Genomic DNA, 20436 nt, shown 5'->3' with positions numbered 1-20436 from the left:
CTTTTTGGATATAGGAGGCTAGTTTGGGTTCGTCTTCGACAATCAGTATTTTCATAGAGCAGGTTGGCAAATTAACAGATGCTTATTTCCTCAGAAACAGCCTTATATTAACATAGAATTGATTTCCGGTTGGGTTAACTATATACGATGATGTGTGGAATAAACATTTTTTCCAGAAATTTAATTAGTAAAAAGCAGAAACAATGCTCTAAATTAAAATAAAAACACCTTACACGTTTTTAAGCATGTAAGGTGTATAGCTGAGGCTTTAAATCTTTTACTATTCTTTGGGTTTTACCACACTCATCGGGAATTTGTTGTTGTACACTCCTTTTAACTCAGGATATTGCTTCTTTTTAGTTTCGGTAGATACTTTCATGCGTACATATTCATAGGCTTCCCGGATGTCTACCAGGCCATTTTTGTTTTCATCGGCAGCTCCTTTCAGTCCTTCTACCAGATAGTGGGTAAATACGCCATGGCCACCGCCCCATTCTTTTGCTTCCTGGGATGTTTCACCGGCGGAAGAAGCAGTCAGCATAATGAGGTTTTTGTCGTGAGAGGCAACATTGCTTAATAAGCGGTTTACCATATTGGAAGCGGCTTTTTCTTCTTCACCCCGCATCATTACTCCCGTACCCCCTACACTGCCTGAATGACAAGCATCGGATACCCATATTTTTTTCTGAGAGCGGCAATTATTTAAGGCTTTTTGAATGTCGTATTGCGATACACCGGTTCCTTCCAGGTTATCCCTGTCTGTATCGGAGCCCAGGAAGTATAATTCGTCACCTAAGGCAGAAGGCATACCATGGCTGGCTACATACACAATAACTACGTCATCTTCAAAAGCATTCCGGAACTGGTTGTTTACGGCTTTAATAATATTGGCACGGGTAGCATTCTCGTTCAGAAGCAAGGTAATATTCTGCTCAGGTACGGCTCCACCGAAGGGGCTTCTTAAGAAATTGTAAAACAAATTAGCATCGTCATCGGCATATTGCAGATTCATTTTAGGGTCTTTGTAGTTAGATACACCTACAATAACCGCATAGACATTAGCTAATTTAAAGTTGTCTTTTTGCAATACGGTAGAGTCTTTGTTGATTACAATTACCTCCCGTTCCTTCTTAACCATATTTATATTGAGGTTTTTCTGGTAGTTGTTTAAAGCCCCAGTCATCATATCTACAGGAAATCCTAGTAAGAAAGGAACACCTACTATATAACCGGCTGCGGTGGATCCAGGTGTTTCTTCTTCATTGAGATATCCACTCCATACCATCAAACCACCAAACAAGCCTGCCACAGAATTTCCTATGGTAGCGCCAGTAGAAATATGTCTTCTGTCTTTAAACTCATAATCATGATAACCATCTTTTTTCAGCACATAGTGCTGTACATTCTTCTCAGTATCTGGCCCGGCCTTTACTTTCCGTTTCACCTTAATTTCACAAGGGGTGACAAGTCCGGTATTTTTTCCATTGAGGTATACTTCGGCGCCAGCCGGGTTGGACGTAATGGTCACTTTTTGCCGGGCACCATTAAATACAGTGGCACACGAACTGGTCATCAGCATGACTAGCACGTAGCACAAGGGTAACAACGCAGGTATAAACCTTTTCATAAGACAATTAATCAATTGGTTTTAATTCGAAAGCTAATTAGATTTTGCACTTCTGGCATGTATCAAGCCTAAAAAACTTGGCAGATGCTTATATACTTTTGATGATAAAATTCCTTACAGGTAACCCGGCTTAACAAGCGGGCAGAAATTCTTTTATATTCGGTAGCTGGCTGGATAAAAATTATTTATTTACTCAAATTACGGGTATTTTTACATTTTTTCAACTATAAATTTCTTTGATTTTCCGTATGGCTACTCAAACTCAACACATACCTATAGATCTGCGCAGTGACACCGTAACCCGCCCGACACCTGCCATGCTGGAAGCTATGTTTCAAGCCCAGGTAGGCGATGATGTATATGAGGAGGACCTATCTGTAAATGCCCTGCAAGAAAAAGCAGCCCGTATTTTTGGTATGGAAGCAGGGTTGTTCTGTCCTTCGGGCACGATGACCAACCAGATTGCCATAAAATTGCTAACACAGCCCGGCGACGAAGTTATCTGCGACCGTTTGGCACATATATATAATTATGAAGGCGGTGGTATTGCCTTTAACTCGCTGGCTTCTGTCAGGCTGCTGAATGGCGAAAGAGGCCGGTTTACACCCGATGATGTGCTGGAGAACATAAATGCCGACAATATACATTATCCCAGAACTTCTCTGGTTGCTCTGGAAAATACAGTCAATAAAGGGGGAGGTTGCTACTATACGCTAGATCAGATTGCCGCCATAAGTGATGTATGTAAAGCCAATAACCTTTTTCTTCATCTGGATGGGGCCCGGGTGTTTAATGCCCTAGTAGCTACCAGAGAAAATCCTGTAGACTATGGAAATTATTTCGATACTATTTCCATTTGCTTATCTAAAGGCTTAGGCACGCCGGTAGGCTCCGTACTGCTGGGGAGTAAGCAACTAATAGAAAAAGCCAAACGCATACGCAAAGTAATGGGCGGCGGATGGCGGCAGGCCGGTTTTCTGGCCGCTGCTGGCAGCTATGCCCTGGATCATCATATTCAACGCCTGGCAGAAGACCATCAGCGGGCAACTATAATTGCTCAATGTTTACAGAATGTGCCTTTTGTGCAAAGCATATTACCGGTAGAAACCAATATTGTGATTTTTCAAACGCCTTCCGAAAGAGTAAATAATGAAGTGCTGGCATATCTGAAAGAACATGATATTCTGGCGGCTGCTTTTGGTAAGGACAAAATCCGCTTTGTTACCCACCTGGATTTCACCGATAGTATGCTGGACAGGTTAATAGCTGTGTTAAGGAAAGCAAGTGTAACACTGGAGAAGAAAGTGATATAACTTGTATTAGAAAGTTATACTCACATTATTTGTAAAGTAACTTTTAATTTTTTCTTTCTCTGAGTCGGAAAATAAGTTTTCTTTGAATAATAAATAACGAGCACTTCTGGGATTATCTAGTTTCTTGAACTCTTCAGGTAAAGTAGATAGTGCATTAAAACTAAAATCTAACTGATGAAGTTCTTGCATATCGCCTATTTCTTTGGGTAATGACTCTATTCGATTTTGTGCAGCTTCAAATCTATTCAGGTTTTGTAACTTACCGATGCTAGCAGGTATTTGTGATATTCTGTTATTTCCTATAAGAAAGTAGTAAATACTATCTAACTCACTTATGTTTTGAGGCAGAACGGATATCTGATTATTTTGTAAACTAAGGCCTCTTAAACTATTAATCCCATAAATTATTTCTGGAAAATTTTCAATTCTATTCGCATCAAGAATTAGCTCATTTAGTTTTTGAAGCGCAATAATGTTATTAGGGATATCTTTTATACTGTTTTCTGAAAGATTAATAAGCTTCAGATTTGAGCAAGAAAATATTGTAGTTGGGATAGTATCTAGTTTACAACTTCTAGCATACAATTCAATTATTGAAGAATTCGAAATATCTAAATATTGTATAGGATTCCGATCGATAAATAATTGTTTTAAATTAATCAACTTAGACATATTGAAGTTAAGGGTATCTATCCGATTACCAGACACTGTTAAGCTCAATAGATCGGTTAAGTTACTAAATTCAGAAGGTAGTTCCTGTAAATTGTTTTCTCCCAGATGAAGATTTTTAAGTAACTGTAATCTACCGATTTCCTTAGGCAAATGAGTAAGCTGGTTTCCATCTAAGTACAATATTTCCAACTGACTTAACTTCTGAATATCAGCAGGTATTTCTGTAAATTTATTGAATCCAAGATCAAGAAAAGTTAGGTTTTCCAAGCGGAGAACTTCCATAGGAAATTCTTCCAAGCCTTTCCGTAAAATCAGTTTCTTTACACTTGATGGATTTTGCAGAGCTTTGTCCAAAGAGTCGTAAGTGCCGGGAGGTAGCTCATCTTTAAAACAAGAGGATAAAACTAAAAATAGGAATGAATAAAGGGCTAGATGTTTGAACATGAAGGAGTTGCTGCAGTAAAATAAATTTAGCTTGTTTTCTATGATTTTGCAACTGCCAATATTGGTATTAGAAAATTAGGGTAATATCAATATATTATTTAGTTATACCACTTCCTTGTACTGCATGCGGTAGAGCTGGGTATATAATCCTTCCTGTTGCAACAGTTCTTCGTGGGTACCCTGCTCTTTAATCTCTCCTTTGTCCATTACAATAATTTTGTTGGCCTTCTGGATGGTAGATAAGCGGTGGGCAATTACAATGGATGTGCGGCCTTTCATCATCTTCTCTATGGCCTGCTGAATCAGTTCCTCAGTTTCGGTATCTACCGATGAAGTAGCCTCATCGAGTACAATAATTCTGGGGTCGTATACCATAGCCCGTACAAAGGAAATCAGTTGCCGCTGTCCGACAGAAAGCGTGGCTCCCCGTTCCATAACATTATACTCAAAACCACCGGGCAGGCGTTCGATAAATTTTCGGGCACCTACTAACTCTGCGGCTTCCAGCACTTTTTCTCTGGTAATGGTTGGATCACCCAGTGTAATATTCTGCATAATGGTATCTGAAAACAAGAATACATCTTGCAGCACCACCCCAATCTTGCTGCGCAGGGCATTTAACTCATATTCTTGAATATCATGCCCATCAATATAGATATGACCTTTGTTGATGTCATAAAAGCGGCTTAGCAGGTTAATAATAGAAGATTTCCCGGCACCGGTAGCACCCACTAGGGCAATAGTTTCTCCAGCTTTTACATCGAAAGAGATATTTTTTAGAACGTATTCTTCCCCATTATAGGCAAACCATACATTTTTAAAGTTCACTTCTCCTTTCATATCCTGGGCCTGATAGGTGCCCTCGTTAGGAATATAGTCTTTACTATCCAGCAGTTTCAGAATCCGGTCGGTGCTGACAATGCCTAACTGCAAGGTATTAAAGCGGTCGGCAATCATGCGGATGGGCCGGAAAAACATGGAAATAAACATAATAAAAGCCGTAAGGGTACCTAGTGTAATATCTTCACTGAGTACCCCACGGGCACCATACCACACCAGCATGCCGGTACAGGCCGCAGAAATTACCTCTGCCACCGGAAAATACACGGAGTAATATAATACTGATTTGAGGTTGGCCCGTTTATGCTCCCGGTTTATTTCATTGAATTTCTTAAACTCTGCTTCTTCACTGTTGAAAATTTGCACAATGCTCATTCCGGTAATATGTTCCTGTACAAAAGAGTTAAGGTTAGATACAGCGGTTCGTACTTCATTAAACGACTCTTTTATCTTCTCTTTAAAAATATACGTACTGATCAGCAGTAGCGGCAGCATAGCCAGACTAACCAGCGTAAGCCGCCAGTCTATATAAAACATCACACCCAGAATAACCAGTATTTGCAAAATATCACCGGCAATAGCCGCCAGACCTTCGCTAAACACATCGGACAGGGTTTCTATATCAGAAATAGTACGGGTAACCAGGCGGCCGATAGGCGTATTATCATAAAATTTAAGCCGGAGATTCAGCAAGTGCCTGAACAAATCTATGCGTATGTCGCGGATAATGTTTTGCCCCAGCCATCCGGAAAGATACGTGTTATAATATTGTACTATCGACTGCACGAGTAATAACCCCACCATGATACAAACCATTACTGTAAGGCCACGGTAATTGGCTTCCATAATATGATGATCTATGGTATGTTGAATGAGCAGTGGCGTGGCAGGCACCAAGGCTGCTAATAAAATAATTAAAAAGATAAGTAAGAAAAACTGCATGCGGTAGGGCCGCATAAAGAGCAGCAGTCTTTTAATAACGGCTATATCGAAAATACGGCCGCTTTTTTCTTCTTTATTCATGCAAGTGGTTCTATTCTACTAGTAGAGGTATAACATTATAATAAGCTGTAATTATACTCAATGGTTCACACATTTGTCAGGTTATTTTCTGTAGGATAGCCGAATGAGCCGCTTCAAAAATCAGCAGATAGATTCCAGTATACGTACCTGTATTATTTCTTTTAAAAACATTTTATAGAAAGTGTCAAGGATAACAGACATTAGAAAGCAGGCTGCACATTAACAAGAAGAAAATTTATATAGTTATAAATTACCTGATTTACAGATATATAGGTGTCATAATTACTAATAGTAAATCTTTCTAAGTTGGGCTAGACAAATTTTTTTTGTTTACGTACTGGTAGATTCTCTTTTTTTATCTAGCTTAGTGTAAAAATTACATTAACTAATCTTTCTCTCATGAATAGCAGTAAATCGCTCTATCATAACTCGCTTACCCTACTTACCGATTTATATCAGCTTACGATGGCCTATGGCTATTGGAAATCCGGCATGGCAGGCAAAGAAGCTGTGTTTAACATGTTTTTCCGTAGAAATCCTTTCCAAGGGGGCTATACCATTGCCTGCGGACTTGCCCAGGTAATAGAATACCTGCAAGATCTGCGATTTGCCGAAGATGACCTTGCCTATTTAGCAACCTTACGGGGCAACGATGGGCAATTATTATTTGAGCCTGCTTTTCTGGAATACTTGCAAGAGTTACGATTTACTTGTGATATTGATGCCATACCAGAAGGAACGGTGGTATTTCCACAAGAACCGATGCTCCGCATTAAAGGTCCTATTTTGCAATGCCAATTGCTAGAAACACCTATCCTGAACATGATTAATTTTCAGTCGTTAATTGCCACTAAAGCAGCACGTATCGGGCAGGTAGTAAAAGATGAACCCATTTTAGAATTTGGCTTGCGGCGGGCACAGGGAATAGATGGCGGCGTTACCGCAAGCCGGGCGGCTTATATCGGCGGCTGTGCCGCCACGTCTAATGTACTGGCGGGTAAACTCTATGGTATCCCGGTAAAAGGAACCCATGCCCATAGCTGGATTATGTCTTTTGATACGGAGGAAGATGCCTTTGAAACGTATGCAGAAGTAATGCCCAATAACTGCGTATTTCTGGTAGATACCTATGATACCCTGGAAGGTGTAAAAAAAGCCATTGAGGTAGGGAAAAAATTACGGGCTAAAGGCTACAAAATGGCCGGTATCCGTCTGGACTCCGGTGACCTAGCTTACCTGAGTATTGAGTCGCGTAAACTGCTGGATGCTGCCGGATTTACAGATGCCAGCATTCTGGCAAGTAACGATTTGGATGAGCACATTATATTCAGTTTGAAAAATCAGGGAGCCACCATTAATGTATGGGGCGTAGGCACCAAGCTGGTAACCGCCTACGACCAGCCAGCCTTGGGTGGCGTATACAAACTGGCGGCTATCCGCAATACCAGCGGGGGATGGGATTATAAGTTAAAGTTATCTGAGCAAGCCATTAAAATATCAACGCCAGGTATACAACAAGTAAGGCGGTATTTTAATGATAAAGAGTTTCTTGCAGACATGATCTACGATACAGAAAGTTTTCTGCCCCAGCAGAACAGCACTATTGTAGACCCCATGGATTATACCAAACGCCGGAAACTAACCAATACGGAGACCTTTGAAGATTTGCTGATACCTGTTTTCCGGCAAGGCCAACAAGTATATACGGTGCCTCCCATAGAAGATACCAGGTTGCGGGTAAAGCATCAATTAGGTATGTTTCATGAAGGGATCAAGCGTTTTTCTAATCCGCATATCTACCCGGTTGGTCTGGAAAAAGGACTGTATGACTTTAAAACTGACTTGATTCTGCAGTTAAGAAACCTCAAATCAGAAACGGAAGAGGTATAGATATTTAATCATAAGACCTTGCCAGTTCTAAGCGGCAATTTCAATTCTAAATTCCTTTATGAGATTCGATAAAAAGATAATATTCAGTACCAGGCAATACAGTTACTTGAAAGAGGCTATTCTGGCAAAAGGCGATTATGGTCGGGGAGAAGTAGAGGTAAAACAATTTCCGGATGGCGAACGCTACCAGCGGATTCTTTCAGACATTGACGAACGGGATGTAGTATTAATTGGCGGTACTATTTCCGATGCCGATACGCTGGAGTTATACGACCTGGCCTATACGCTAGTGAGTTTAGGTGCTCAATCTCTGTTGCTTATTATCCCTTATTTCGGCTATTCTACCATGGAGCGTGCTGTAAAGCGGGGAGAAATAGTTACTGCCAAAACCAGAGCGTTTCTGCTTTCCAGCATTCCCGATACCACCCTCGACAACCGGGTTATTCTTCTGGATCTACACACGGAAGGCTTACCTTATTACTTTGAAGGTAAAACAAAAGCTGTACATCTCTACGGGAAACCCATTATTATTGAAGCCTGCCGGCAATTGGCCGGAGATGATTTTATTCTCGCTTCTACGGATGCCGGGCGGGCGAAATGGGTAGAATCTCTGGCTAACGATATGAGTATACAAGGGGCTTTTGTATTTAAAAGGCGGATAGATGCCGAAAATACAGAAATTATATCCATTAGTTGCGATGTGCAGGACAGGTATGTAATTATTTATGATGATATGATTCGCACTGGGGGTTCATTGGTAAATGCCGCCAGAGCTTATAAAGCAGCGGGTGCTGCTAAAATCGCTGCCGTTACCACGCATGGCTTGTTTTCTAAAGGTGGTCTGCAAACGATAAAAAACAGTGGCTTATTTGAATGTGTTATAAGCACAGATAGCCATCCTAATGCCATTTCCCTGAAAGATGATTTTCTCCAAATCAAATCCATCGCAGATTTGTTACTACAAGAGATAGATCACCATTAACAGACACGCATTATAAAATTACGATACAGTGTTAAAGAGAAGTAATTAACATTTGATCTGTTATATGAGAGTAAGTCTACCTATTATTTGCGAGTAGAGGTTAATAATGAGAATAAATATAAAATTTTAGCAGGTAAATGGGTGCATACTCTTAGCCAAAAACGCTAAGTCACTATTTGAAATAATAGAATTATACTATATGAAACTTATAAAAGTAGCTGCCGGTGTTCTTAACCAGACACCTTTAGATTGGGACCGAAACAAGCAACACATCATAGATGCTATTACGGAAGCCAAAGCACAGCAAATAAGCGTGCTCTGCCTGCCCGAACTGTGTATTCCTGGATATGGCTGTGAAGATGCCTTTTATTCACATGGCACATTTGAGAAATCTTTTGAGGTATTGCAGGAAATTGTCCCCTATACAGAAGATATCATAGTGTCGGTGGGCTTGCCTGTAAAATACATCAACCGCATATATAACACGGCCTGCCTTATTGCAGATAAAAAAATTCTCGGGTTTTCAGCGAAACGGTACCTAGCCGGAGATGGCATCCATTACGAACCTCGCTGGTTCAATCCCTGGCCGCAAGGCGAGCAAGGTGAAATTGAAGTAGGTGGCAAAGCATACCCCATAGGCGATGTATATTATGCGTGTGGCGGCGTAAAAATAGGATTTGAAATCTGTGAAGATGCCTGGGTGGCCAGCCGGCCAGGCAGGGATTTGTACCGGCATGGAGTAGATATTATTTTAAATCCTAGCGCCAGCCACTTTGCCTTTGGTAAAATGGACATCCGCGAACGTTTTGTACTGGAAGGTTCCAGGGCCTTTGGTGTTAGTTACATCTATGCCAACCTGCTGGGGAATGAAGCTGGCCGGGCTATTTACGACGGCAGTACGCTCATTGCCTCAGGAGGTAAATTACTGGCCACAGGCAAGCGTTTTTCTTATGCAGACTATGAATTGATCTCTTGTGTTATAGATATTGATCTTACCCGGCTGATGCAGGCACAAACCAAAGCGCAATTTACTTCAGCAGCTGGTATCCATACGTCCGGAGAAGCCAAAGGCGTATTTTCCTATGATTTCAATTTCCCTTTCATACGGCCAAAGCCCGTACACGCCAGGTTTGAATCCTGGGAAAACAGCCCTTATATAAAAGAAGAAGAATTTGCCAGAGCCGTAGCATTAGCACTATTTGATTATATGCGGAAAAGCCGTTCCAGAGGGTTTGTCGTTTCCTTAAGTGGCGGCGCTGATTCTTCGGCTGTGTCCGCTTTATGCTACCTAATGATTCATTTTGCCATCGAAAGTATAGGTATAGAAGAATTTAAGAAAAAACTATTCTACATGCCTGGCCTGGCAGAGTGCCACACACCTAAAGAACTAGCAAGTAAACTGATTACCTGTATTTACCAATCTACTGTTAACAGTTCAGATGATACACGTAGTTCAGCTGAAAGTCTGGCTAAAGATTTAGGCGTAACTTATTTTGAGATAGGCATAGATACCTTGGTACGGGAATATCTGGGACTAATAGAAGGGGGCATACACAGAGAATTAAGCTGGAAAACGGATGATATTGCTTTGCAAAATATACAAGCCCGGGTACGTGCGCCAAGTGTATGGCTGCTGGCTAATATTAACAATGCCTTATTGCTCTCTACCAGCAACCGTTCAGAAGCGGCTGTGGGCTATGCTACCATGGATGGCGACACAGCAGGCAGCATCAGCCCCATTGCCGGAATAGATAAAGCATTTTTGCGTAGATGGCTCCTATGGCTGGAAAGAGAAGGCATAGATGGAAAGCTTCAGATTAAAGGATTGAGCAAAGTTAATTCCCTGCAACCAAGTGCTGAACTTCGCCCACTGGAAATGACTCAAACTGACGAAGCTGACTTAATGCCCTATGAAGTATTGGATGCTATTGAAAAATGTGCCATCCGTGACAAGCAGACTCCTAAAGATGTGCTGCAATTGATGGTTGTAAAGTTTGGCCATGTGTATACGGAAACACAGATACGCTTGTATATTGAACGGTTCTTCCGTCTGTGGAGCCGCAACCAGTGGAAACGCGAACGCTATGCACCTTCCTTCCATCTGGATGATGAGAACCTGGACCCTAAAACCTGGTGCCGGTTCCCGATATTATCCGGAGGCTTTGAAAAAGAGCTCGAAGAAATGCGGCAGATAAAATTAGACGACAGCAAATAATAAAATCACTGTTTCGTAGTTAATATCTGTACCAAAACAGCTGCTACCTATCATTTGTAGTGGCTGTTTTTCCATTTTCCATTCAACATTATGTCTGTTATTAAGTATTTAGCCCTCTTGCTTTTAACTTTTTCTCTAGCAAATCTATCCGCACAGAATAACCCCAATGCCGTAGTAGGTACCTGGTATAATGGCAGCAAAGAATCCAGAATTGAAATCTATAAATGCGGCGAAAAGTATTGCGGAAAAATAGTATGGCTTAAAGAACCAATGAACGAGGAAGGGAAACCTAAAGTAGATAAAAATAACCCTGATGCCAGCCTGAAGAACCGCCCCATTATGGGGATGGAGCTAATGAGAAACTTTGAGTACGACTCTGGCAATGTGTGGGAAGATGGAGAGATTTATGACCCTAAAAGCGGCAAAACCTATTCCTGCAAAATGACTCTTACAAAAGCAGACCAGCTGGAAGTAAGAGGCTATGTAGGAATCTCTCTTATTGGCCGCACCGACGTCTGGACAAGAGCAAAGTAATGACGAGTGAGTATTGTTCTTATGGGAATTGAAAGGGACGAATAAGTATTTAGCATATATACAAGCAGATCCAATACCTTCAGTAGAAATCATTGACTTAGTTGGCATTAATCCTTACTCTCATCATAGTGCTGAATTTATCATTATTCAAAGTCAAGAAAATCATCAACAAGTATTAAATTTAAAAGTCGAATCTGAAAGTAGTCCTGTATTTAAACAAACTGAAGTTAAAGGTACTGACGTGCTCATTGGATACGGAAACCGGGCTATTTTATTCAACTTATTAAATAAAAAGACAAAGTTTGTGATCAAATTTCAAGGGTATTTTTCTGAATTTACCCTTTATGAACAAGCTATATATATTACTACCGATTCTGAAATTATATGTATTAATTGGCAAGGAAAACAGAAGTGGCTAAGTGCTGATTTAGGTATAGACGGCGTCAGGATTCAATCGATAGAAGATGGAAAAATTAAAGGTATTGGGGAATGGGACCCACCTGGGGGGTGGCAAACATTTGAATTAGACCAAAACACAGGAAAACCAATAAACAACACCTGCGAGCGATAGCTATGGCCACAAGCCGCTTCTGCAAAAAAATTAGCAACAAACCATCATAATGGGTAGTATTGGTTTATTTATTTACCAGTCGATTTTTGCCATGCTTCTTCAAAAGAGGTACCCTCATGCAAACTTTGTGTAAGATCTAGTAATCCTTGTTTTCCGGCCCCTTCCAACCACCTGGATACCTCCAGTCCAGACCGTAGATAAGCCAGGTTCACCCAGAAATTATCGTTTCTGTAAAAAGACTCTACGGTTTCCAGATCTTTCAGCGATACTTGTATTTGCCCTTGCATAGATGTTTGCTGCCATTTTTGTTGGTAGTGTTTATAGGTGTTTTCTACTCCCTTATCTGGATAGCGGTAATCTACCATCAGGGCAATCCCTTCATTAAACCATTGAGGAACTTCCCGGCTCATGGTAAACCAGCCAACGCGGTGAGTAAGTTCAGCATGGCACATTTCATGGCTAAGTACATCTACATTCAACCCTTGTGGGCTAATAACAACAAAAGTGCCCAAGGGGGTGCCAAAGTAGTTAGCCGGACTTCCACTGGCGCTGCCATATTTTCTATATAATTCTTCGGTATGGCAGAATATAAGGGTAGGTTCGCTTTGCCTGTTTCCCCAAAAGCTGGCAAGCCGTTGCCGCGATTGGGTAAGCAAAAGCAGTAACGATTTAGTTTGTTTAGCACTGGTGCCTTTGCTGATATACACATTGTTCGGATATGCATCAAAAGCGCCGGAAAAATGAATGGTATAGCAGCGGACAACTTGTGGGTAGCTAAACAAAAAGCCGCCTGCTACTATCAGCAAAAACGTAGTCAACAAAAAGGCACTATAGCGGAAAAACTTGTTTCTAAACAAAATAATGGCAAATAAGCAGGATAGTAAACAGATACATTTATTTCAGCTGAATAAGCTGCTGGTAGGCTTTCAAATATTTATTGAACCGGTCTACATCGTTGGGTTCCATCTGCGGCAACCGCCTGACATCCATATTATCTTCCAGGTCGTTAAGTTTTACGGCAATAGCTAGCTTATTGGTTTTTACGCGGCTAATGTAGTCATCGTATGGTTCGTTTTCTCCTTTGGTCAGGCAGCGGAGGGCTTCTATCATCGCATCCGTAAATCCTTCTTTTTTTAGGTCTTCAAACGTCCACTCCGTATCTTCTACTACATCGTGCAATATCCCACATATCTTTTCTTCTTCTGTCTTGCCACGCATCATTACCCGCATCACATGCATAATATAGGGGGCCTGGTAGCGGTCTGTCTGATTTTTATGCGCTTCTACAGCAATGGTAATGGCTTTCTGCAACATAGGTAAGGTGTATAGCTAAAGTGAATAAAAATAACTTATTGGTATAAAGTCCGTTAGTTAGCCTTGTATACGCAAGAACTATATTTTTTACTTTATATTTTTATCAACTTATAAGTTATGGGAAAACTGCTTAAAATCGTACTGGCCATTGTTGTTATTTTTATAGTACTGGTTATCCTGGGAGTTGCCGGAATTATTGATTTTATTTTCTAGCCATCACTCATCAGATGAAGGATTGATTACCGGCTTATATGCATATTCCAGTATGCAGGTAAGCCCTTTTTAATGTACAATAAAGGCTGAGCTATACATTTATTTTCATTGTTGGCGTTTACTTTCTAATTTAGCTGTTCATTTAATCAATCTTTCGAAAAATTGAAGTTTCTACATTGGCTGATGCTTTTCGTGTCTGCCCTGCTATTTACCGCTTGCGTGAACCAGGAATGTGAAGCATTACGGCCTGAACCTGAGTTGAATATTGCTTTTAAAAAATATACGGATGCTACCCGCAGCCGTCAAAAATCTGCCGATACGCTAATTAATATCACACGGTCGTATGCAGTGGGTTTGGAAAATAAACCTTTTCTAACCCTTTCACCCGAAAATCCTGACAGCCTGTCCAAAACAGCCGTTTTACGCCTTAACCCAGAGGCTGACTCTACCATTTTTCATCTGCAAGGGAAAGCGGCTGACAAAACTCCTTTTGATCTTTCGTTTACCGTTACCTATAACCGGCAATATGAGTTTATTTCACAAGCGTGTGGGTTTGAAGTTAAATACACCAATTTAGCTGTTAAAGAGCCCTATACCAATTTTGACAACATTCTAGTAATCGTTCCAGAAATAGATCCTATCCGAAATGAAATTCATATACAGCTGTATCTGGTGCCTTAGTCTCTGGTTACTGTGTAGCCAGGCGGGCTATGCACAAAACGGCGCAGATACCATACGCACACAGGGGATACGCATTGGGGTAGACATAGGTAAAATCGCCTATTACTTCCTGACTAACAACACCAACAAAACCCTGGAGTTTTCAGCTGACATGAGTTACAAAAAGCTGTTGCTGGTAGGCGAAGCTGGGTATAACCTGCTGGATATTACGAAAGAGACGTATACCTATAACAGCAATGGCTTATTTGCCAGAGTAGGTGTAGAACACAATATACTGAAAGGGGGCGGGGATAACTATATATTTGTAGGCGCCAGGTATGGTATTGGCCAGTTTAGTTATCAGGCATCGGACATAGAACTAGTTGATGATTTTTGGGGAAACCAGCAAGCAAATTCTGCGAAACAGGCCGTAACTGCACATTGGGGGGAGGCGGTAGGAGGTGTAAAAGTAAATGTATTCGGTAATGTATTTCTAGGTTTTACTGCCAGGTTTAAATTACGCATTGCCGAAAGTGACTATGGTGAAGTGGACCCTCTGCTAATTCCAGGCTTTGGTAACCCCATCCGCAGAAATGCTATGGGTTTTAATTATTATGTCTATTACCTGATTCCATTAAAGAGAAATAAGCTATAGGCATGGTGCCAAGAAAACATACTTTTTTTACTAATACTATACGTTGGAAGAATGAGCGGCTCAGCTAACCCAGTTGATTCAAACCAATGGGGCAACTCCTGAAACACCGGATAAGATGCCACTCGATGAAGGAGTTAAAACCAAGCTGCCATGCCATTCCTTAAAGCACACAATAAAGCTGTTCCAGGCTTGCCTTTCTACCTCTGTTACTGCTTCCCATTTTCCCCTTTCAACTGACTGATTAGCCAGGTGTCAGTTTTTTCGTGTTGTTCGGGGAATGTCCAGTGGCCGGTTTCCGGAACAACAAACAACTCTTTGGGAGCCGTAATAACGTTGTATACGGCGTACAAGGAGGTTGGCGGGCAGGTTTCGTCGTTGAAGCCCCAGGAATAATAGCCTGGCACTTTCACCTGGCGGGCAAAGTTTACCACATCGTAATAGCCAATGGTTTCAATCTTATCTTTTTTGTTGTGCAAGGCGGCATTAGGTCCGGCAAACATATGCGGCCATCCGCCTGCCCGACCATGTAAGTAGCCAGTCATGTCGCTGAGGGCTGGGTAATACGAAACCAGGTATTTTATCCGGTTATCTAAAGCAGCTGTTACAATAGAAAGTGCCCCGCCCTGGCTACCCCCCATCACACCCATGTTTGAGCCATCATACTGCGGCAGACTTTGCAAAAAATCTACTGCCCGTACGCAACCCAGATATACCCGTTTGTAGTAATACAGCTCCCGGTTATCCAGATTAAAGGTCGGATAGCCAGCCAATGAACCTGCGGAAAGATTGTCGTATACTTCTTTTTCCATTGTAACCGGAATGCCATGTATGCCTATTTGCAAGGTAATTACGCCTTTTTCAGCTTTGGCTATATCTCCGGAATAAGGGCGGATGCCAGCCCCGGGCACCTGCAAAATAGCCGGGTATTTCCCCTCTTTTTTAGGGACACATAAAATTCCATACAACCGGGAATTCTTAAAATTCTGGATATTGACGTGGTAGACATTTACACTTTCTGTGCACCGCTCTGGCAATAGAGTCATGCGGGCATCTAGCGGAACTTTAGCTAAATCAGCTTTGGCATTGTTCCAGAAAGCAGTAAAATCAGCCGGATTTTCTACCGTAGGTTTAATGGCTCCAGGATCGAAGGCCGCCGTACCAATGCCTTTATATTCTTTGCCATCCAGTTCGGCATACACTTCGCACCGGAGGAAACCTGCTGATTTCATAGTACCGCCATCAATCATTGTCTTACCCTCCTTCAAAGTTAAAGGACCTGTGGACACAGCAGCCATTTTCTCTGGCATTACCGCATACCGCACTTTTGCCCCTTGCACCGGCAAGCCCGATTGGGTGACAGATACTATAAACCGGGCTTTCTCGCCGGGTTTATAGGTCCAATTAGTATGCTCGGGTGTAACCCGGATGTTAATATATTTCTCTGTAGGCTGGGCTATAACTGGTACGTACCAGCTAAGCAGCCATACGTGAATCAGCAAGAACAAAGCCTTTTTCCGTTGAGTGTTCTTTACAAGCATAATTAAGTAGAAGAGTTAGGTAGATTGACTGAAAAACAAATAATCTGATCTAAGCAGGCAATATAGATATTTTCAAGAAAAATTTATCCGATTCCTTTGCGCCAGACTAATTTGTATGAACCTTACAGGGGAATTATGAAATACCATAGTTACGTAAGTTGCTGATAATTAGCATCGAGTGAAGTTAACTTATTTCAATTAGCCATTATATTATTGTATATTTAATGTAAGGACTTACAGAGAGTAGGTTACCTTGAAGCGTATCTGCCATTAATTGGCTGGACATATATGCTGCTTGTATGTCTGGTGCCATTTTCCTGCACATCCTGTATAAAACTTGTTTAACCTTGAGAATATGAATACCCCTTATAGCTACGCTTTATTCCTTAAGCCTGCATTACTAATGGCCTTGGTTGCCTGTTCCTTTTCATCCATTGCTCAAATTCCCTTTGGTGGACTTATATCGGACAAAGTGAAGAATAAAGTAAAAGAAAAACTGGTAGATAAACTCTCGGATGCCCGCAAAAACTACGACGAAACAAATTTTAATTATGCCATTTCTCTAAGTGACAATGCCGGGCTGTATGAGACCAATGAACTAGGAAAGCGTACCCAGACAGTGGCTATTGCTTATCTACAGGGAGAAGATAACCGGGAAGAAACTGCCCGTGAAAAAGCAGCCAATATGAATGGGGCAGGTGAGCTTTTTTATGCCAGTAATAAATATAAACTGGCAGAGTTTGAATTTCTGGCCACTATTCTGTCTCTGGAAACCGAGCAACTAACAGATGATATGCTCTATCCGCTGTCATTGAGTAACCTGGGACTATTATATCATACCACTGGCCGCTACTCTTTAGCAGAAACTTATACGACACGGGCCTTGGAAATCCGCAAAGAAAAAGCGGCTGAAAATGCGGCAGGTTATAGTGCTTCGCTCAACAATCTGGCGGTTTTGTATAAAGACATGGGCCGGTATGACGAAGCCGAAAAATTATTTGAAGAATCCTTATCCATTACAGAGCAGGCAAAAGGGAATACGTCTATGCCTTATGCGATTTCCTTGAATAACCAGGCGGTACTATTTCAAACTATTGGCCGCTACCAGGATGCAGAACCCCTGATGAAAAAAGCCATTGCCATTGCTGGACAAAACCTGGGCGATAAGTCTCCCAACTATATCCGCCTAATCACCAACCTGGCACTGTTGTATAAAGATATGGGCAGAAATGAAGAGGCGGAAAAAGAATATATAAAAGCCATCGAAATCAAGAAGAAACGCCTGGGTACAGCTCACCCCGACTATGCTGCTTTACTTAATCAGCAGGCTGCCTTGTATATGCAAATGGGCAAGTACGATAAGGTAGAAGATCTGCTGAAAAAATCGTCGGAGATTTATCTGAAAAAATTTGGTGAAAACCATCCTTCCTATGCAGGAGCAATCAGCAACCTGGGTAATTTTTACCGGATCAGTGGCAAATTAGAAGAAGCCACTCCATTACTGGCAAAAGTGATTACTGTCCGCAAAAATACCCTGGGCGAAAATCATGCAGATTATATAGCTGCCCTGGAAAATCAGGCTTTGTTGCAATGGCAGAAAAAAGAAATAGATGGTGCCTATACTTTATTTAAGCAAGTTCTGGATAAAGACCTGGAACTGGTACGTACGTTCTTTCCATCTATGAGCGAAAAGGAAAAAGCTAAATTCTGGAATAAGCTCCGGCCTAAGTTTCAACGCTTCAACTCATTTGCTTTAACAGCTAAGCAAACCCATCCGCAGGTAATTGGCGATATGTATAATTATCAGCTAGCGACAAAGGCTATGTTGTTAAGTTCCACTAATAAAATAAAACAGCAGATTTTAAGCAGCAAAGATGAAGAGCTGAAGAAACAATACCTGAACTGGCTGGACCAGAAAGAAACCCTGGCGAAATGGTATACCTATAGCAAGGAAGAACTGGCTGAGCAACGCATCAACCTGGATTCCTTGGAACGGGTAGCCAACGCCACAGAGAAAGAATTATCTAAAAAATCTACGTTATTCTCAGAAGGGTATGAGCAGAAAGCAATCAGCTTTACGGAGGTAGCAAGTAAGCTGAAGCCGGAGGAGGCAGCCATTGAAATTATGCATTTTAAGCGGTTTGATGTGGTGTTCCGCGATACAACCTTTTATGCAGCTCTGGTTCTGACGAAGGAGAAAAATCTGCCACAGCTGGTATTGCTGGAAAATGGCAAAGAGTTAGATACCAAGTTTTTCAATTATTACAAGAATTGCATTAAACAGAAAGTAGCAGATAACTATTCATATATTCAGTACTGGAGCAAAATTGATGAAACGCTGGCTGGTAAGAAAACCGTTTATTTATCGTTGGATGGAGTATATAACCAGATTAATCTTAATACGTTGCAAGTTCCCTCCGGAGCTTACCTGATTGATAACAAAAATCTGGTGCTGCTAACCAACACCAAAGACCTGCTGACGATGAAACCTGCTGCTCCGGTGGCCGCTGCCAAAGCGCAGGCCATGCTGGTGGGTTTTCCAACATACGGAACCAAAGGTAAAATTGCCCCTTTGCCAGGTACCAAAGTAGAAATTGATAACATAAAGAAAGTGCTGGCTACCAAAGGGTACCCTACTAAAACGCTTGTACAGAACGAAGCCACCGAAGATAAGGTAAAAGCGGTAAATAATCCGCGTATCCTGCATATTGCTACCCACGGCTTTTTTATGCAGGACGTAGCAGAAGATGACGAAAAAGTATTTGGCGTAGAGCCCGATAAAGCCAAAGAAAATCCATTGTTGCGTTCAGGCTTGATGCTGGCAGGAGCCGAACAGACTACAGAAAATCTGGATACCCGCCAGGTAAAAAGCAGCGATAATGGCATACTTACAGCCTATGAAGCCATGAACCTGCCATTGGATAAAACGGATGTGGTGGTACTTTCTGCCTGCGAAACTGGCCTTGGCGAAGTACAAAGTGGAGAAGGGGTATATGGCCTGCAACGTGCTTTCCAGGTAGCTGGAGCCAGATCAATCATTATGAGTTTGTGGAAGGTAGACGACACGGCTACCCAGCAACTGATGAGCAGCTTTTACCGCAACTGGTTACAAACATCCAATAAGGCACAGGCTTTTAAAATTGCCCAACAGGAACTGAAAGCTAAATATAAAAACCCGTATTACTGGGGCGCATTTGTATTGGTAGGCAATTAATTTAGATAAAATAGGAAAAGAGAGGATTGCCGGCAAGAGGGTAGGCAGGCACGTATATGCTGTTATAAGTGGCAAGCGAACCGATAAAAAATCGTAAATTAGATAAATATTAAATTTACGGACAATGAAAATAGATGTAATTACGGTTGATAAGGAAATATTAGGAGGGACACCTGTATTCAGTGGAACAAGAGTGCCTGTGGAAACACTATTTATGCACTTAGAGAAAGGAATTTCCTTAAAGGAATTTCTAGAAGACTTCCCCACTGTCACCCGTGAGCAAGCTGTTGAAATATTAGATATAGCAGGAAAGGTAGTTTCATCGAAGAATTTCAAGCAGATTTATGAAAATACTGTTGGATGAGAACTTACCAAAAAGGTTGAAAAAGGATTTTCCTGCGCATGACATATACACCATTTGGGAGAAAGCTTGGAACGGAAAAAAGAATGGAGAGTTAATGGCTCTATTGAAGGCGGATGAATTTCAAATATTGATGACCTTCGATAAAAACCTGCCCTTTCAGCAAAATTTTGATAAATACCCTATAACAGTGTTCGTCTTAGATGCGGCAGATAATACATATACAACACTCAAAGAATTAGTACCATTGATAAACAAAGAGATGAGAAAAGACTTGATGCCCGGACCGATTGTGATAAAGCAGGATTAAATAACAAAAGGATAACCGCCAGCACCTGCTATTCCAATCACCGGGCCACCAAACCAAGCA

Annotated in this window: 17 protein-coding genes; 11 read left to right on the top strand and 6 right to left on the bottom strand. The window is 41.5% G+C overall.

What is annotated here, in order from left to right; all coding sequences use genetic code 11:
* Positions 1–280: 280 nt before the first annotated feature.
* The gene (locus tag Q0590_RS06920; RefSeq protein WP_302036772.1) at positions 281–1627 is read right to left on the bottom strand and encodes a caspase family protein; all 1347 of its coding nucleotides are present in this window, start codon (positions 1625–1627) and stop codon (positions 281–283) included.
* A gap of 248 nt (positions 1628–1875) precedes the next feature.
* Between Q0590_RS06920 and Q0590_RS06915 the strand changes: the two genes are divergently transcribed.
* Positions 1876–2940: a threonine aldolase family protein gene (locus Q0590_RS06915; RefSeq protein ID WP_302036771.1), complete on the top strand. Its 1065-nt coding sequence runs from the start codon at positions 1876–1878 to the stop codon at positions 2938–2940.
* A 6-nt stretch (positions 2941–2946) separates the two neighbouring features.
* Here the strand turns inward: Q0590_RS06915 and Q0590_RS06910 are convergent, their stop codons facing one another.
* Positions 2947–4056: a leucine-rich repeat domain-containing protein gene (locus tag Q0590_RS06910; protein ID WP_302036770.1), complete on the bottom strand. Its 1110-nt coding sequence runs from the start codon at positions 4054–4056 to the stop codon at positions 2947–2949.
* Positions 4057–4158: 102 nt separating this feature from the next.
* On the bottom strand, positions 4159–5919 hold the full coding sequence (locus Q0590_RS06905; RefSeq protein ID WP_302036769.1) for an ABC transporter ATP-binding protein: 1761 nt from the start codon (positions 5917–5919) through the stop codon (positions 4159–4161).
* A 399-nt stretch (positions 5920–6318) separates the two neighbouring features.
* Between Q0590_RS06905 and Q0590_RS06900 the strand changes: the two genes are divergently transcribed.
* The 5 genes from Q0590_RS06900 to Q0590_RS06880 all read left to right on the top strand — a co-directional run bounded on the left by Q0590_RS06900 (position 6319) and on the right by Q0590_RS06880 (position 12111).
* Positions 6319–7809 (top strand): nicotinate phosphoribosyltransferase, encoded by a 1491-nt coding sequence (locus tag Q0590_RS06900; protein WP_302036768.1) that lies wholly within the window; start codon positions 6319–6321, stop codon positions 7807–7809.
* 58 nt (positions 7810–7867) lie between these two features.
* Positions 7868–8791 carry a ribose-phosphate diphosphokinase gene (prs, locus tag Q0590_RS06895; protein WP_302036767.1) on the top strand — a complete coding sequence of 308 codons (924 nt, stop codon included), beginning with the start codon at positions 7868–7870 and terminating at the stop codon, positions 8789–8791.
* Positions 8792–8990: 199 nt separating this feature from the next.
* Positions 8991–11006: an NAD(+) synthase gene (gene nadE / locus Q0590_RS06890; protein WP_302036766.1), complete on the top strand. Its 2016-nt coding sequence runs from the start codon at positions 8991–8993 to the stop codon at positions 11004–11006.
* A gap of 90 nt (positions 11007–11096) precedes the next feature.
* Complete coding sequence (locus Q0590_RS06885) at positions 11097–11540, top strand: DUF2147 domain-containing protein (protein WP_302036765.1); 444 nt, start codon at positions 11097–11099, stop codon at positions 11538–11540.
* 28 nt (positions 11541–11568) lie between these two features.
* A complete protein-coding gene (locus tag Q0590_RS06880) occupies positions 11569–12111 on the top strand; it encodes a hypothetical protein (protein ID WP_302036764.1) in 543 nt (180 codons plus the stop codon).
* Positions 12112–12179: 68 nt separating this feature from the next.
* On the opposite strand, the gene Q0590_RS06875 is transcribed toward Q0590_RS06880, so the two are convergent.
* Together Q0590_RS06875 and Q0590_RS06870 are read right to left on the bottom strand one after the other, a co-directional pair.
* Positions 12180–12968, bottom strand: a complete 789-nt coding sequence (locus Q0590_RS06875) for a hypothetical protein (RefSeq protein ID WP_302036763.1) — start codon at positions 12966–12968, stop codon at positions 12180–12182.
* A gap of 37 nt (positions 12969–13005) precedes the next feature.
* Positions 13006–13425: a Rad52/Rad22 family DNA repair protein gene (locus Q0590_RS06870; protein WP_302036762.1), complete on the bottom strand. Its 420-nt coding sequence runs from the start codon at positions 13423–13425 to the stop codon at positions 13006–13008.
* A 375-nt stretch (positions 13426–13800) separates the two neighbouring features.
* Here Q0590_RS06870 and Q0590_RS06865 point away from each other — a divergent pair, with 375 nt between their 5' ends.
* Positions 13801–14319 carry a DUF6452 family protein gene (locus Q0590_RS06865; RefSeq protein WP_302036761.1) on the top strand — a complete coding sequence of 173 codons (519 nt, stop codon included), beginning with the start codon at positions 13801–13803 and terminating at the stop codon, positions 14317–14319.
* Positions 14285–14953, top strand: coding sequence for a DUF6048 family protein (locus Q0590_RS06860; RefSeq protein WP_302036760.1), 669 nt, complete (start codon positions 14285–14287; stop codon positions 14951–14953). Before Q0590_RS06865 ends, Q0590_RS06860 begins: the two co-directional genes overlap by 35 nt.
* A 206-nt stretch (positions 14954–15159) precedes the next feature.
* Here Q0590_RS06860 and Q0590_RS06855 read toward each other — a convergent pair whose 3' ends face one another.
* Positions 15160–16491 (bottom strand): acetylxylan esterase, encoded by a 1332-nt coding sequence (locus Q0590_RS06855; protein WP_302036759.1) that lies wholly within the window; start codon positions 16489–16491, stop codon positions 15160–15162.
* Positions 16492–16846: 355 nt separating this feature from the next.
* Between Q0590_RS06855 and Q0590_RS06850 the strand changes: the two genes are divergently transcribed.
* From Q0590_RS06850 to Q0590_RS06840, 3 genes are all read left to right on the top strand, one after another.
* Positions 16847–19705, top strand: a complete 2859-nt coding sequence (locus Q0590_RS06850) for a CHAT domain-containing protein (protein WP_302036758.1) — start codon at positions 16847–16849, stop codon at positions 19703–19705.
* 124 nt (positions 19706–19829) lie between these two features.
* Positions 19830–20069 (top strand): DUF433 domain-containing protein, encoded by a 240-nt coding sequence (locus Q0590_RS06845; RefSeq protein WP_302036757.1) that lies wholly within the window; start codon positions 19830–19832, stop codon positions 20067–20069.
* Positions 20050–20376, top strand: a complete 327-nt coding sequence (locus tag Q0590_RS06840; RefSeq protein WP_302036756.1) for a hypothetical protein — start codon at positions 20050–20052, stop codon at positions 20374–20376. Before Q0590_RS06845 ends, Q0590_RS06840 begins: the two co-directional genes overlap by 20 nt.
* Positions 20377–20436 lie beyond the last annotated feature (60 nt).

It is taken from the genome of Rhodocytophaga aerolata (assembly GCF_030503435.1).
Taxonomy (GTDB): domain Bacteria; phylum Bacteroidota; class Bacteroidia; order Cytophagales; family 172606-1; genus Rhodocytophaga; species Rhodocytophaga aerolata.
Note: the sequence above shows the minus strand (reverse complement) of the source record. Positions and strands in the feature narration are given on the sequence as shown.

What these genes read in the sequence shown, in the direction of transcription:
- Q0590_RS06920 (WP_302036772.1), bottom strand. Translation starts at nt 1,627, where the DNA reads ATGAAAAGGTTTATACCTGCGTTGTTACCCTTGTGCTACGTGCTAGTC.
- Q0590_RS06915 (WP_302036771.1), top strand. Translation starts at nt 1,876, where the DNA reads ATGGCTACTCAAACTCAACACATACCTATAGATCTGCGCAGTGACACC.
- Q0590_RS06910 (WP_302036770.1), bottom strand. Translation starts at nt 4,056, where the DNA reads ATGTTCAAACATCTAGCCCTTTATTCATTCCTATTTTTAGTTTTATCC.
- Q0590_RS06905 (WP_302036769.1), bottom strand. Translation starts at nt 5,919, where the DNA reads ATGAATAAAGAAGAAAAAAGCGGCCGTATTTTCGATATAGCCGTTATT.
- Q0590_RS06900 (WP_302036768.1), top strand. Translation starts at nt 6,319, where the DNA reads ATGAATAGCAGTAAATCGCTCTATCATAACTCGCTTACCCTACTTACC.
- prs (WP_302036767.1), top strand. Translation starts at nt 7,868, where the DNA reads ATGAGATTCGATAAAAAGATAATATTCAGTACCAGGCAATACAGTTAC.
- nadE (WP_302036766.1), top strand. Translation starts at nt 8,991, where the DNA reads ATGAAACTTATAAAAGTAGCTGCCGGTGTTCTTAACCAGACACCTTTA.
- Q0590_RS06885 (WP_302036765.1), top strand. Translation starts at nt 11,097, where the DNA reads ATGTCTGTTATTAAGTATTTAGCCCTCTTGCTTTTAACTTTTTCTCTA.
- Q0590_RS06870 (WP_302036762.1), bottom strand. Translation starts at nt 13,425, where the DNA reads ATGTTGCAGAAAGCCATTACCATTGCTGTAGAAGCGCATAAAAATCAG.
- Q0590_RS06860 (WP_302036760.1), top strand. Translation starts at nt 14,285, where the DNA reads ATGAAATTCATATACAGCTGTATCTGGTGCCTTAGTCTCTGGTTACTG.
- Q0590_RS06855 (WP_302036759.1), bottom strand. Translation starts at nt 16,491, where the DNA reads ATGCTTGTAAAGAACACTCAACGGAAAAAGGCTTTGTTCTTGCTGATT.
- Q0590_RS06850 (WP_302036758.1), top strand. Translation starts at nt 16,847, where the DNA reads ATGAATACCCCTTATAGCTACGCTTTATTCCTTAAGCCTGCATTACTA.
- Q0590_RS06845 (WP_302036757.1), top strand. Translation starts at nt 19,830, where the DNA reads ATGAAAATAGATGTAATTACGGTTGATAAGGAAATATTAGGAGGGACA.
- Q0590_RS06840 (WP_302036756.1), top strand. Translation starts at nt 20,050, where the DNA reads ATGAAAATACTGTTGGATGAGAACTTACCAAAAAGGTTGAAAAAGGAT.